This window comes from Flavitalea plasmicola (assembly GCF_030546645.1).
GTDB lineage: Bacteria > Bacteroidota > Bacteroidia > Chitinophagales > Chitinophagaceae > Puia.
The window spans coordinates 742,584-756,693 of record NZ_JAUOTO010000003.1 but is presented as its reverse complement, the minus strand read 5'-3'; the positions used below and the strand labels follow the sequence as shown (position 1 = coordinate 756,693).

The following is a 14,110-nucleotide window of genomic DNA, read 5'->3' as shown; positions in this document are numbered from 1 at the left end:
ATTTCTGCAGCTATGAAAGCGCTCCTCTGCTTCATTTTAACCGCCGCCTCATTTCTTAGTCCTGGCAAAAAATATCCGCCGACTGCGAATCGTCCGCCTCATTCATCTATAAACTGGGCAGATACGAAAGAATGGAGACTCTATTATACTCAATCAAAAAGAGCGTTCGCTTACCAAATTGATACGTTAAAGATGTTTAAATCCGTTGCTTTAAACCAGGATTCAATGAAAATATTTCTAAAAGCCGTCACAGAGATCCAGACTGAAAGGACCCCGGTCTGGATGGGTTACTATGTTGCTACATGCAAGCTCCCGGATGGCACATCCATAAAGATTGAAATTAGCCAATATGGACGGTTCTTTTATGAAGAAAAGGAGAAACGCTATTATCAACTAACTGAAGATGTACAAGACAGCTGGCTTTCATACCTGACTGCAAAATGGTTACAACTGGAAGGCGCTAAATAAAGCGCTCTCCTGCTTCCTTTTTAACAATTCAACTCGTCTCATATGAAATGGCTAAGTTTATTGTGGTCCGTTGTATTGTTAGGCTTTCTGGCTTTATTCATCGCATATATTTCCTCTCGCCCGTCAACGGGCACACTCAGCCCCACATTTGGCTATTTCACCATATTTTGGATAGCCGTTTGTATACTTAGTCCGATTATTTTAGCCTTGCGGTTGTTTAGAATAATACCATCGCCTTCCTCATTCGTGTACATCCTAACCGGAACCGCCAGCCTTGTCATTGGTGTTTTGGGCATATTTTACATTGCTCCAACTGACAAAGTGGAAAACAACATGGGTACTCTCTTAATTCTTTCTTTGAATATTATCATCGGGAGTTTTGTGTATATCGATGCTTTTATCAAAACCATCCCTGGACTTCGAAAACGCGTAAAGCCGTAAGCTACAAGTTGTAGCAGCAATACACATACCTCCCCATACGGTGCCGTAAACTGGAAATGTCTATTTTACCTTATTTTTCAATATGGCCTTTCTTATTAACTTGTCAACAAGCTTCAATCGATGTTCCAAAGACCAAGCCGGCATCTGTTTAAATTGCTTACCCAATGGATCTTCAAAAATGTCCTCTGAATACGCTTTCTCGTCAAAGTCTTTATACCCTGCGTACGCCTTTGCCTTAATTTCCGTAGTCGTCCACGAAACTACCCGAATTTGCTCAAAAGCAATCCATTTATCCAAAATTTCTTCATCCTCCATATCGAACAAAAAATTCCCTCCGTTCCCCATTCCAAAGGCATAGCTCAAGAAGATAACGCAGTTGAAAATTCTCAAATAATTTTCCAGGCTATAATAAATGTCGCCAGTAAATCCGTGAAAAATGACGTGCCTATTTAAGCCATCTGAGAAATCCGGAGATCTGTTGTCGAGATACAGGTTCTTCTCCAAATATTCGGTAATAATACCAAACCACATATCTATAAAGGCTTCCTTATATCCTACTAACTCATCAACCTGATCCTCATTAAAAATTATAAGTGACCCGTGTATCTTACCATAGTCATCCTGGTAATAATTTCTTTGACCCGTCAAATAATCTCCTTTCAAATAGGTAAATACATTCAACAAGTCTTTTATTTTCATAATCCGCCCGTTCGACATTCCCCGACGATGGACAAGATAATGTCGGAGAGACCCTTCTATAGCAGGAAGCAAAGCGCTAATCGCGCCAGCGTAGTCGCGTTGCAAACACATAAAAACCGATTGATCTATCAGATGGCAAAAAGGCTCAAGTTCCGGACGCCTTTTAAAGATAGATTCAATAAAATATGTCGTGCTCTTGAGATCGAAAAAGGATTTAGCAAATATTTGGAAAACTTCTTTCTTATCCCCGCGCCCCTCTTTTTCCAGCGTCGCAAAGTAATTTACATGCCCGCCCATGACGTAGGGGTATACAAACGCCCAGTTGAATTGCTTAAGATATAGGTTAACGGCAACCACCTGTTCCACTCTCTTATTGTCGCTTAAGAGCCTCTCCTTTTCTTCCAAAAATGCCTTTTCTATACGCTCCTTTTGATTGTCATTCATATATTTATCTACTTAGCAAGATTATTAAGTCGAAATATAACAATTCTTCAAAGATTAATCCTGATTTAGAAAATGCCTGACAACAAAAGGACTTTTTTTTCACCACTCATAGCCTTACCCCCTATAAAACAACCCTTCTATCTTTAACAGGTCTGTCGCATCCCGCATCTCCCAGTTATTTTGTAATTTTATTAGATATGATGGGAACCCCTCAGCCAGAATTTACGCCCCTTGACCTGATCCATTGGGACGTCTGTTTTGCATTAAAAAAACTTCGGGAACAAGTTGCCGCGAACACATACAAACGGCTACTCATCAATTCCGACCGCCCGTTCCTGAATATCGCCGCCGCTACCACCTATTTTGAAACCGTTGCCATTGCAAATACCAGCCGCATACGCGATTTAGCAAAAAAGACCGTGGCAGTCATCGACCTGCACAACCTCGAGTTTGAAGCATTGGAAAACGACATGAGCAACCAAAACGTGGGCTATGCTTTAGGCACCATGGACGGCGGCTTCCTTAGCATCAGCTGCGAGATCGAATGCGTGTACATTCGCGGCAAAGACGTACATTATGTCGTAGCCGCCGATGAAAATTACAAGGACTTCGCCGCAAACAATACCTTCGAGATTTTTTCCAGCCAGGAATTCGCCAACCGCTGCGCCGCCCTACACAACGTCATCACTGCCTTTTATTCAGAAGAAGAACTCCAACGCCCCGTAAGAATACAACCCCATTTGTCCAACATGCAAGCCAACCATCCCATAATAGAAACGGAAGAACACTTCCTTACCGCGTTATATGACAAGACGAAATCTAACCCTGAAGCGGGGTTCAGCCCGAACCATATTGCCCAGGCCATTGGCCTGCACTTGGCGGAGCTACCCGCATTCCAATACCAACTTCAGGAATACGGGTATATTCGAAAAATTGCCGGAACCAAACTTGTCAGCCTAACCGGCGCCGGTATAAGAATCGCACGGGAAGCCGTAAGAAACTACCAGGTGACCGTCATCACCGTACTGAACGGCCAGGCCATTCCCATGGAAAGCAAATCCTTATACCGGTATATTTATTTCTACCGGTTGTCAACACAGGCACCGTCGGAACCCTACAAATCAATAACGGTGGGCATTTCGGACTTCGTCCAGATGTACGATTGGAAATTGTCGTTCGCAGCCGGTGGTTCTGCCGAAAGCATACTCTTACTCCACGGTCGTGATAAAATCATGCGGGATATACAGGACGGTACCATCGTTGATGAACAGACAATAGAGATTATGCAAAACGATCTCCCCCATCTCCCAAAATACACACCATCGGACGCACCGGCTATGAAAGGTGCAGAATTTTATGTGCATAAGAGGGTCCGTCCGGTTTTACCGGCAGCCCCAACTCACCGCAACATCCCCGATCTGATTGTCGAAATCCGAAAAGCCATAAATCTCGTCTTCAAGAAAAAGCACAAAGAATACCTACTTGAATTTACCCAAGAGGAAAACCTATCCGATCTTTTCAAGGATGCCCAAACTAAAGAAGAATTTAACACAAGAATTATCTCGTTAGGATCCACGGTGGGCGAAATGAACGTCGACCTTCTCCGTAGCCTTACAGGCATAACGGACTCTAATATACGATCAATTCAATTACTCAGGACCCTTTTATCGCCATTGGACCCGGCCGTGGAACCTCATATAAAAACCCTCCAAAATATTGCAGCCGTGCGCAATGGTTACCCGGCCCACCAGGACAAGCCAGATACCCTTAAAGCATACGATGCCCTCGGTTTAACATTCCCCGTAACCGATTACTCCGCAAGCTGGAAAACATTGCAGCATCATTACCTGACTGCACTCCAAGGGATCAATGAAGTAATTCAACAAAAATATGCTTAGTCGACGCCGATGGCCTTATTCCGCTACTCGCACTCACATTATGAAATAACCGAATAATTAACGACCTTTGCAGACTATCACATTTATATGCTAAAGGAATATAACCAGGCGTTTGGAAAGACGCCATCCGTAGTAGAAGAAAGAATTGCTTTTGCAAATCGAGCTGACCATTTGCTTACATTGGTTCGGACGCGCGTAGGCAGCTATGATGATTTTTTTAAGTCCGTGTGTTTTGAACTGGGCATCCGCCCATCGGATTACAAGAGGGACTATAGACGTGACGGCTCGTTATTTATGAATTTGGGCAGCGTCGCGGCAAACGATTTTCACAGAATGGTGGAAATACTGATTGCCACTCTAAAAACCTCAAAAGCCAACCCACCATTGTACTCATTCATAGATCAGTCGATTCATTCAATTATGCACCGCGCCACCGCTGCCCTGGGAGTCTCCTACGATAGCGGCATGTTTTATCCAGCAGGTGAACCCGCACTCGATCAGGATCTGATCAATCACTCGCTACGTGTACTCGCTGGGTACCCAGCGGAAGATAAAGACCTCCGACTGGCCTTGGACGACTACCGTGCCGACAAAAAAGACGGCATAGTCGAAACTTGCTACCGATGCCTGGAAGGGCTGACCCGCCAGGTCCTTTCCAACGGTAAGACCCTGATAAATAATAAAGCCGACCTCCTCCGACGCCTCGGCCTGACAGACCCGTGGAACAGCACGCTGGCCGCTTATATCGACTTTGGCAACGACTATGGACGACACGCCAGTGCAGAACGGCACGACGCGACAGAAGCTGAGGTCGAAGCGTATCTCTACCTGACCTGCCTCCTGGTCCGACTTATCGTAAAAATAAAATAGCGAGCCATGCCTGATCAATTGCCAGTACGAAAAGAATATCAACACCTTCCCGAGCAAAAAAAGTCGGTGGAAGAATACATAAGGAGCGCCGTTAAGGCCAGTGCAAACTTTCTGCCCCTGGTTGGCGGCCCCCTTGCCGAACTAATCGACTCAACATGGGTGCCTCACCACGTTAAAAAAATGGAAGAATGGTATGCCAGTGTCGACGAAACTCTGCGGCAGTTGCTAGAACAAGGTAGGATAACCATGGAACAACTTTACGCCGACGAACGATTCGCCTCGATATTTCAAAAGACCTCGAAAGCATATCTTGACAACGTAGAGGCTTTTAAACGGCCCGCTCTTCAGTCTGCATTGAAAGCAGCCCTGACAAAGGAAATTCCGCTAGACAAAAAATATCTCTTTCTAAGGATGATTGAAGACCTAAGCGAAGCGCAACTGCTTATTCTCAAAGACGTTTACGATAATTCCAAAAGCGACGACTACAAATACCAGCAGCAGATCGAGAGCGAACTATCCGCAAAGTATGCAGGAGGCGATGACCAATACTTTGCCCTACTCAAAAAAGGTCTGGAAAGTTATCACCTATTGTCTTACAGCTCAACCGATGTGGTTCAGAACGATGGGGTCCAATGGAACATGGTTCCAAGTACGATCGGCACTGAGTTCCTGGAGTACATTACCAGTGAATAGGTAGCATTATTCCCCTTCGGCCTGATCCATCCTACTCATCTTCCAGGTTCCCCAGGATGACATTGGCGGTCTCCTCCTCGATCCGACCGTCCATATCAACCGTTCTCGTTATTCGCTTCAGAACACAGAGATGCGCCTCATGGTCTTCCCTAATGTCCTCGAGCGCACTGTTGGCGAGCACCACGAACCATCCTTCTCCCACCTCATTTTCTCTATGGGTATTCAGGTATGGATTCCCCTGGCGCCAGTAGAACGACTCGGCCATGACCTTCCCTTCCGTATTCTCCCAGGCAAAATGACCTTTCGTCGATGGCACCCAGCCTTGGCTACGCGCGATTGCCGGGTCGATCGCAAGCCAGCGGGCGCGGTTGGCGAGGTGTTGGAAATTGGTATCATTGAGGATAACGATCCTCACCTCCTGGTCACTGCGATCCTGCTGATGGTAGTCTTCATACAGGCAGTTTTTGGCCAGATCAAAGAACAGGGTATCATCGGGAACAGAAGTGCCTAATGCCAGCTGCGCCTGATAGGTCTGTTTTGGCTTGTTCCAGTCCAGGCTTCGAAGGACGGTATATTCAGCGACTACGGTGTAATTTCCGGGCCGCTTTACAAAAACTTGTCTATATCTCTTGTCTTCCATGTACTCCCGTACCCATTCCTCACGAATGGAATGCCGCTCGTCTTCCTGGAGGCGCCCGACGAACGCCGGTCGCTCTAGCGGCCGAACCATCATTTCCAGGACGAAGTCGAATTCCCATCGGTCTTTGGAGAAAATTTCCGGATCTAATCGACCTGCATCAAGCAACTCTCCAACCAGGAAATCCAGGGCGGTTTTGACGGCCCGAGACCGGGGCCGGAAAAAAGTATAATTTAAATTTATGGCCTGCAGGGACGCCTTACACTCGTTCTCAAATTGCCTAGTCTCCATCCCCTCGGGGTTCACCTCCCGGATCAGCTGGCCCCATCGGAGCAAGATGCCGTCCTTGCTGATGCCGGACATCTCCGAAAGAATATCCACATAAAAACCGTCCGCCCCCAATAGCTCCATCGGATCGTCGGTATCAATGATACTTTCATGGGGTCTAACCTCCCGCGGACGAACATGCCGGGACACCGCCGCCGTTTTTAATTCATAGATCGGCGAAAGCGGCCTGCGCGGAGGGACAGGAAGCGGCTCACCCGGCCTCCCCCGGCGCAGCAGTGCGATAGCGCAAAATCGAATATAGCTGTTGAGACTGCAAGCCAAACCACGAAGCTGGTCGGCAAACTCGGACACGATACCGTCGTCATCGACGGCCGCAAGTGATAAGGTCTCAAGGAATTGTCTTTGCTGTTCGTCAGTTTTCATCTCGACTGCTTTCAACAAGGACAAGAATCCAGGCCATCGCCGAAGATGGGCCGCAAAGATCTTTTTGCCCGCAATCCTAACCGGATTGGCCAGCATGCCCGCGGCGTACCAAATCAGCCGGGCCAGGGGATCGCTTCCGGTGCCCGATGGGGGTCGACCATCGCCAGTCTCATCCGGCTCATCGCCGAACAGCTGTCGGAGATAGGGCTCTATTTCGGACCAGGTCCGCCCCACGTCAACATTGGGAGAGACCACCGGCAGGATATCATCGATCGACTCGGTCAAGTCCGAATAATAAGAAGCCTGCTCGATATCATCGATCAAGACTCCCAACGCCTTCCGGGAGCCGCCGGCCGAATCCATCCCATTGAGGGCTCCAAAGGCGCGTAAACGGCTGCCACCGTCGTAATGCGGCGCCCAGCCCGAAGAACTCGACGCTTCAATTGCCTTGTTTATCAGTATTTCCGCTGCCGGCCGATCATTCAGCTGATGAGCCCGAACCGCCAGAAGACTATACCACTCCCAATCCCGCTTGCCCTCAGGAAAAAGACTGGACAGCTCCTCAAGGTGCGGTCGAGTCAGGCTGCCGCTGATCTTGTTGATCACCGGTGCCCACGAGAACCAGGAATTCATCCGATCCTCCTTTAGCATCAGCCGCTTCAAATCCTCGAAGCTATTGACTTCCGCTAAGACGTCCTTCAGGTCCATGCTGCCACCACTGCCAGGAGGGCTTAAAAGCAGCCTCTCAGCAGACCCATCCCTTAGCTTAGTTTTCGTTGCGGAAGTGTCCCACCCCACAATGCTGACACTACGATCCTTGAGGAACATCAAGATCTCGTCTCGATACAGCTTTACGTTTTCTTCCAGTGCGTTAATGCCGATATCTGACATCAGTCCATCCAGAAAGACTTTCAGCTCATCGTCATTCATCAACCGCCGGGCGGCTTCAAGGGCCTCCGACAACAGCCGATCGCTGATTTCTGTCTCGAAAAACAAATACAATTGGATATAGCAGTCATACAGTAGCCGGAATTGCTCAAGCGACTTGACACCTGCAAAAAACGCCTTAAGGCATACCTTCATCGCCGAGTCGAAGCGGACAAGTCCCTTTTCGAGCAGCTCGATCATTTGATCAACCCCCATCCCAAGGTCAAACGAAAAGGCCGTCTCGAGCACCGCATCGGCGGCGGAGTAAAACGTGGAGCGCTCGGAGAGATGTTTGACCCGGGGCAGCTGGTTTACAAACCACGCAATGCGACGCCTGGCCTGACCGGGAGTGATCGCGTTGATCTTTCGAAGCCAGAAATTCCAGTAGTTGAACTGATAATCATTCCGATAGCCAATGCCGAATGCCTCGTTAAGGGCGTTTTGGATCGACGTCAACCCCTTATCCTCCTCGCTTAGGTCCAGCCAAGCAGAGGCCTGCGCCACCCAGGCCTCCACTTTCCCTGACACGTCGAGCCCTTCCGTCATGCCACCCTCCAAACTAGTAAGCTGCTCCGTAACTTTCGATCGATCAAAGCCCATCCTGCCCAGCGCCCGTAACACATAGCGCCGCCGATCTGCACTCCATTTTCCGGGGTAGCGTTCGAATTCGTCTAAGAACAGTGCTCCAAGCTCAGCAATCAGGTCGTGACCATAATCGCCAACCGTCGTGATCAAAAACTCAAAATATTCCTTCGCGCATCGGTCCAGTTTCAATTGTAGCATTCCACGCCTATGGAAATCCCGGTAGAAGTACTGAATGATCGGCAAGACAGCCTGTCTTAGTGGCAATGGGAAGATATCGTTGTTAATGTCGGCTTTGAGCTTCGTGATCCGGCAGAGCATCCGTTCGAACTCAACAATTTCCGGTGAGCTACCAGGTGAATCCGGCACGGCTACAGTTACCACCTGCGACTGCCCGGTGATATCCAACAAGTGGTTATATTGGATGCGGGTCGAGAATTGCCCTAGTCCGCCCGCGTCGGAAAGATCATTTTCGCTCGGCGTGTCCGGCTGACTCATGCCGGTGATCAACTGCTTCAACCGGTCCCGATCGCCCTTGATCCGGTAGTACACCATCGCATATTCAAGAAGCTGATCCTCATCCATATCGGCAACCGCTACCGTCATAGTCGCCTTATCCAGCCACTCGTCTGCCTTGATCCGGTCCCCGGCCAAATAGGATTCCCAGGCAGCGGCAACTGATAAGTGGTAACGGTTTGCTCTGGCACCAGCCCCCAGCTTATCCGTTTCAGCCATCACCAAGTCCAAGTCGTCCCATCTGCGTAGTTTCACAATCCGGCCGCCAACCGCAGCCAGTAACCGTGCATACAATGACTCCAGTGACAACCCGGACGGCATTTCACCGGATTCTACAACGATGTCTTCGATTTTTATTCTCGCGAGGACATCGTTTAATGGCAAGACCAACGTAGCCGAGCGAGCCCAATTCGTCAGGTCTTTCACAGTATTATTTGTGTCGTGGTTCACGTGCAGACGTACTCCGTTGGCGGATAATCCCGTGGGTTGCCCCAGCATCAACAACAATTTTGCCTCCAGTAAGTCTCCTGCTTCCACAAACCACCGCACGGCGTTCACCGCAGACTGGCGGGAGATAAATAGTTTGCTTCCATCCCTGATAATCCGTTTGGCGATCGGAGCCTTGCCCAACACGATCAGCTCTTCCAGGAAGCTACCGGCGGAGACAAACCGCTCCCGGCCGGACAATTCGTTCAGTATGAACAGAAAACGAATGGTGAGATAGGGGTCGTTCCTTTGTCTGGCAATGGATAGGCCCAGCTTGACATCCCGCTGGATATCGCGCAAAGGCCGGAACTCCGAAAAATGCCGGGCGAAAGTCACCCCGGTCGCGGAGGCCAAAAATGCCTCATAATCGCCGGCCATGAAGGTATGGTATAACATTGGCCACGAGGGCTCGACCGACGAGGCCTCGTGGAACGCCACAAGCTCCTTATGGAATTTCCTGTCCCGATCAGGATCATCGTTACCGTCCATGGGACTTTTAGCTGATTCCGCTACCAGGAATTGCCGAAAGGAGTTGTGAAAGAAAAGCAACTCGTTTCCATTCTTTTGAAAGAGGTGCCAGGCCGTCACACGAAAACGCCGTTGTACGTCGTCCGATAAGTTCCATTCTTTCACGAAGGCAAGATTAATAGCGCCCCTGATACGGGCTATAAGACCCAGGAATCGAACAAGTTCGACGTCGGGCTCGATCTGCAGCCAGATACGACGGTAATAGTCGACAATACCATCCCCGATAGTTGGCTCACTCTGGAGAAAACCAACATCACCGTCCGCCCGCGCTTTGTTGAGCAAATAGGCGAGTAGCAGCGGATGGCCTTCGGAGACCTCAAAAAGTTGCTCCTTGTCCTTATTGGTAATAGAAAATCCCAGGTTGCTCTTGTCGATCAGCAACCCAGTCTCCTCTTTGGTAAGCCCCTTGATGTTTACCGTCCGGTCCCCTTTCTTCCAATTGGCCTTAACGGGTAGGGCGAGACTATCCATTTCAAAACTTTGGCTACCGAGGATGATATACACCCCCTCCGGAAGCCGGTCTGGCGCCGGCAAGTCACTAAGAAGACTCCGCGTCACCCCCTGGTATTCGCGCGGAATATGGTCCAGTCCGTCGATTGCGATGAATGTCCGTACCCCGGACGTTTTATACTGTTCGCCCAAGGCATCGAGCTGTTTAGCGAAGACCCGCTGCAAAAAATCAACATCCCTATAAAGTACCGTATCCTCCCGGCGGTGAAGTCGTTTCGAAAGCTGGAAGACCAGGTCAAAGAAGAGGGAGGTAGAGTCGCCACGGGAGGCGTGGTTGTCAGACGAGGCCGGATCCGTAAAGTCAAAAGCATAGTAGCGGATGACCTGCTCTCTGGATTCTCTCGCCCATTCGGTGATTAGCGATGACTTTCCCGTCCCCGGCGGACCTAACAGGAAAATATACCCCCCTGGGAGCAGATTGATCATAGCCGTGAGGTCAGTCATCGTGGCCCCCATCTGCTGATAGGTGGCAGGATCTACGAACAGCTCGTGATTGAATGTCGTGCAAAACCGGTCTTCCCACGCTAGCTGCCGTAAAATGTCATTTTTTGTAAACGTAACATCACTGTGAAGCGAAGCAAGGGTCTCCAGGATAAGCCTCGATAGATTGCGCAGGTCTACATTTCGCTGTCGATAGCCAGTGCTAAGGTCGAAGTCCGGTGCATCCTCTGATAGCTGGATCTCAAAATTCGCGATGAACTCGGCCTTCTCTACGCCGTGCAAACCCGCGGAACCGAACAGGCTATCGATGACCGGCTGCCATTTGGGAACAATTGGTTCTCCGCGCTTCAAACGAACCCAAGACTCCCGGACAAAATCGTCGAAAGTGCCGATGTTTTTACCATTTGGCTCGATCCTGTCACCACGTGAGGGCGACCGATTGCTTAGCAGGTGCCCGATGATCCGCTTGCTGCCCGCCTTATATACTGTTCGCAGCCTCCGCCAGGCATCCACCAGGTCTGGAAAAAGCACTTCCAGTTCCCGAAAATAAAACGGTTCCGGCCGCTTTTTTCCACTCCATTTGACCTGGAATGCATGGATTTCGGTGGAAGTCTCATACTGGATATCGTCCAGCTTCATTGCCTCGGGGTCCCCCACCCGAATAAGCTTGAGTTCGTCCGCCTTTAGTGCTTCGTAGGCGTAGCGGGCAAACAAATCGAACTGGGGCTTCTTGCCAATCAGATCGATCTTGTCACCGGAAGAAGCAGCCTTTGCCATGCAATCACTTTTCGGGGTTTATGTTTTGATTTTAAAAGCCGCCGGACGGCCTTCCCTCGGCCGGTTTATGTTCCGCGAAAAAACACCATATCGCTCCGGTTCAATGGCCTGCAAATATCCGAAATATTATGATCAGGTTCAGATTTGGGCAATCCGAACCGATTTTGCGATATTTGTTTATCTGCAAAAATGAACCGAACGCTCCACTTTAACACCTCAATAATGGATTCGGCGCCGGTCACCGATGCCTTGTCCTATAATTTTTTCGCGGACAGCACCGACGATGACCCATCGGTCACCGACCTAAAAGAAGATGACGCCCTTCGCTGGTTAGTCCGAAATCCATTCATCCGCAACGAGTTTTTTCGAGAGTTCTTTCCCAATGGCGTCGTGCCGGAATATCGTTTAAACCTCATCGACCCTTTCACAAGGCCGCACCTCAATCCCGGCGACGTTGATATCCTTCTGATCGATCCCAACAATCCCGCCACAGCCATTGCCTTTGAATGCAAACGTGTAAAAGTCGTTTCTTTGCCGGACGGAAAGCTCAAAATCAACGGCGCCAAAAAAGTTGTAAAGGCTGTCGGCCAGGTAAACAGTTATCGAATCCTGGGGTTCCACCAAGTTTACTTTCTGATCATAGTCCTGGACGATGGCCGACACCATACCGCTCCAAACCAAATGTTTCACTACGCCACTGGCCGCCAGATCGACGAAATTCTCAGCACTCCCTGGCTACCCGATCTCCATCAAGATATAGGGGTCGTCTATATACGCATCAACCAATTGACCGGCAAAAGCATCGACCACTGCCACAGCATCGGCTATTGCATCGACAAACCCGCCGCCCGTCGTGAGCAGCCCCTCGACACCACTGCAAAAGTCCAGATGGTCCTAAAGCACCCTATCCACTAAAGCCATGGAAATTGGTTACTAAATCGACAATATTTACCCCGGAAATGAGCAGGTAAAACCCTGAAAATTAGGGAATTTCACTTTAATTCAAAGCTACCTTTTTGTGCAGCATTTTGTGCAGCACTCCGCCGCTAATTAATTGATTTTTAACTCATAGTTCTTGCCCAGGTCGGGCAACAATGGCTTTCAAATCGGGGAGGTCGTACCCATCAATGTCGACGGTGACAATTTGGCACTAAAATGCGGGGTTAAGTGAGGTGTGTATAGTAGACGAAGAAAAAAGTACCCTCGGAGCATCCAAAATAGACCGAATTTTGTATATGTGTATAGAATAAACGGCGCGTCAAGTAACTAAATCAACGACTTCATGAAAATCGGGAAATTCCCAACAGAAAATGGTGCGGTATTTACTTTTTCCAATGGCGATTATGAGTATGTCAACCCTATTGAAAAGGTACGCGAAGTCTATATAACCCAATGTATGTTGTTGGCCGAAAACGGGATTAAACATCCGCGATTTGCAAAAGAGGATTTAAGTAATGAAGAAACCCTACAACAAGGGCAGGAAGAAGGTGTTCGGCTATTCAAATTACATTTTTCAGAAGCTATGAGCTTACCTATTCACGAAGAATTGTTTAAACTATTGTCCCTTCATAAAAAAAAGCGCCAGCTTGCTGAAATAAATAAGATCGCAGCTTTAGGCCTTTTTTCAAATGTTTTGATGGCGTTCATTTATCGCGCCTATCTTGACTATGGGTACACATACAGCATGTATACTGGTGAACGATTACCAACAGGTCTCGATCCCAATGAGTGGCCGAGCGCTGCAATTGTTGAAAAGGATGGCTCTACTCGAGTATGGGGTGAAACGAATTTAACTAATGGCCAAATTAGAGCTGCAATGCAACAGCGAAGCTATGTTGTCGGAAGATTTCTTGATAAGGGCCCTGAATGGCACTGTTTCATTTATACTATGAAGGCGGTGAATGGCCAGGAAAGAGGAGAAGGCCCACATATCCATTACATATCGAATGCCTGGGGACATGACAGAAGTACGGTAGTACAGCAGATCAAGATCGGAGATTATAGGCTCAACACCGACAATCACATTCCATATATAAAACATGCCTGAGTCTGTAAAAATTGAAAAAAGTAAAAACTTTAAAGGGCGTAATGCAGGAGGGCAATTGAAGAACAAATATCATAAATATTTTAATATCAATATATTGTCGTGCGCATCCGAGGTTTGGGGAACAATCGGTTTATAGTTTTGTCGTTGGCTTCTTTTTGCCGTTAATCTTATTGAGCTTATCAGACTACACCAGGATGCTGCGATTGTACAGGAAGATATATTTATAGATGAAGCCATTGGTCTCCTGTCTATAACTTTCAATACTAAGGGTGAAGATTATTGTCAGGTTGCGGAGGTGGTCTTTAGGGAGAGTGATTTGCAAATCCCCACTGGAATTACAGATCGTACGCTTGCAACACCGATGAAAAAAATATGATAATAAAAATGAACAAACTTTCTTTGGTAGGATTTCGCTTGATATTTATTAATGGAATT

General features: G+C 48.3%; 10 protein-coding genes. 7 read left to right on the top strand and 3 right to left on the bottom strand.

Features of this window, described 5'->3' with window-relative positions:
- The first annotated feature begins 12 nt into the window (after positions 1 to 12).
- Positions 13 to 468: a hypothetical protein gene (locus tag Q4E93_RS13120; protein WP_303585855.1), complete on the top strand. Its 456-nt coding sequence runs from the start codon at positions 13 to 15 to the stop codon at positions 466 to 468.
- A gap of 501 nt (positions 469 to 969) precedes the next feature.
- On the opposite strand, the gene Q4E93_RS13115 is transcribed toward Q4E93_RS13120, so the two are convergent.
- Positions 970 to 2,052 carry a hypothetical protein gene (locus tag Q4E93_RS13115; RefSeq protein ID WP_303585853.1) on the bottom strand — a complete coding sequence of 361 codons (1,083 nt, stop codon included), beginning with the start codon at positions 2,050 to 2,052 and terminating at the stop codon, positions 970 to 972.
- 197 nt (positions 2,053 to 2,249) lie between these two features.
- On the opposite strand from Q4E93_RS13115, the gene Q4E93_RS13110 reads away from it, so the two are divergent.
- From Q4E93_RS13110 to Q4E93_RS13100, 3 genes are all read left to right on the top strand, one after another.
- Positions 2,250 to 3,950: a helix-turn-helix domain-containing protein gene (locus Q4E93_RS13110; protein ID WP_303585851.1), complete on the top strand. Its 1,701-nt coding sequence runs from the start codon at positions 2,250 to 2,252 to the stop codon at positions 3,948 to 3,950.
- An 87-nt stretch (positions 3,951 to 4,037) separates the two neighbouring features.
- Positions 4,038 to 4,820 carry a hypothetical protein gene (locus Q4E93_RS13105; RefSeq protein ID WP_303585849.1) on the top strand — a complete coding sequence of 261 codons (783 nt, stop codon included), beginning with the start codon at positions 4,038 to 4,040 and terminating at the stop codon, positions 4,818 to 4,820.
- A gap of 6 nt (positions 4,821 to 4,826) precedes the next feature.
- The gene (locus Q4E93_RS13100; protein WP_303585847.1) at positions 4,827 to 5,513 is read left to right on the top strand and encodes a hypothetical protein; all 687 of its coding nucleotides are present in this window, start codon (positions 4,827 to 4,829) and stop codon (positions 5,511 to 5,513) included.
- A 31-nt stretch (positions 5,514 to 5,544) separates the two neighbouring features.
- Here Q4E93_RS13100 and Q4E93_RS13095 read toward each other — a convergent pair whose 3' ends face one another.
- Positions 5,545 to 11,628, bottom strand: a complete 6,084-nt coding sequence (locus Q4E93_RS13095; protein WP_303585845.1) for a P-loop domain-containing protein — start codon at positions 11,626 to 11,628, stop codon at positions 5,545 to 5,547.
- Between Q4E93_RS13095 and Q4E93_RS13090 the strand changes: the two genes are divergently transcribed.
- The 3 genes from Q4E93_RS13090 (at position 11,600) to Q4E93_RS13080 (ending at position 13,675) form a co-directional block, all read left to right on the top strand.
- Positions 11,600 to 11,821 carry a hypothetical protein gene (locus Q4E93_RS13090; protein WP_303585843.1) on the top strand — a complete coding sequence of 74 codons (222 nt, stop codon included), beginning with the start codon at positions 11,600 to 11,602 and terminating at the stop codon, positions 11,819 to 11,821. The genes Q4E93_RS13095 and Q4E93_RS13090 overlap by 29 nt on opposite strands.
- Complete coding sequence (locus tag Q4E93_RS13085) at positions 11,818 to 12,543, top strand: hypothetical protein (protein ID WP_303585841.1); 726 nt, start codon at positions 11,818 to 11,820, stop codon at positions 12,541 to 12,543. Before Q4E93_RS13090 ends, Q4E93_RS13085 begins: the two co-directional genes overlap by 4 nt.
- 367 nt (positions 12,544 to 12,910) lie before the next feature.
- Positions 12,911 to 13,675 (top strand): hypothetical protein, encoded by a 765-nt coding sequence (locus Q4E93_RS13080; protein WP_303585840.1) that lies wholly within the window; start codon positions 12,911 to 12,913, stop codon positions 13,673 to 13,675.
- 184 nt (positions 13,676 to 13,859) lie between these two features.
- Here Q4E93_RS13080 and Q4E93_RS13075 read toward each other — a convergent pair whose 3' ends face one another.
- On the bottom strand, positions 13,860 to 13,997 hold the full coding sequence (locus Q4E93_RS13075; RefSeq protein ID WP_303585839.1) for a hypothetical protein: 138 nt from the start codon (positions 13,995 to 13,997) through the stop codon (positions 13,860 to 13,862).
- Between the last annotated feature and the right edge of the window lie 113 nt (positions 13,998 to 14,110).

Excerpts from the sequence above, each read along its gene's own strand:
- Q4E93_RS13120 (WP_303585855.1), top strand. The coding sequence starts at position 13 with ATGAAAGCGCTCCTCTGCTTCATTTTAACCGCCGCCTCATTTCTTAGT.
- Q4E93_RS13115 (WP_303585853.1), bottom strand. The coding sequence starts at position 2,052 with ATGAATGACAATCAAAAGGAGCGTATAGAAAAGGCATTTTTGGAAGAA.
- Q4E93_RS13110 (WP_303585851.1), top strand. The coding sequence starts at position 2,250 with ATGATGGGAACCCCTCAGCCAGAATTTACGCCCCTTGACCTGATCCAT.
- Q4E93_RS13105 (WP_303585849.1), top strand. The coding sequence starts at position 4,038 with ATGCTAAAGGAATATAACCAGGCGTTTGGAAAGACGCCATCCGTAGTA.
- Q4E93_RS13100 (WP_303585847.1), top strand. The coding sequence starts at position 4,827 with ATGCCTGATCAATTGCCAGTACGAAAAGAATATCAACACCTTCCCGAG.
- Q4E93_RS13095 (WP_303585845.1), bottom strand. The coding sequence starts at position 11,628 with ATGGCAAAGGCTGCTTCTTCCGGTGACAAGATCGATCTGATTGGCAAG.
- Q4E93_RS13085 (WP_303585841.1), top strand. The coding sequence starts at position 11,818 with ATGAACCGAACGCTCCACTTTAACACCTCAATAATGGATTCGGCGCCG.
- Q4E93_RS13080 (WP_303585840.1), top strand. The coding sequence starts at position 12,911 with ATGAAAATCGGGAAATTCCCAACAGAAAATGGTGCGGTATTTACTTTT.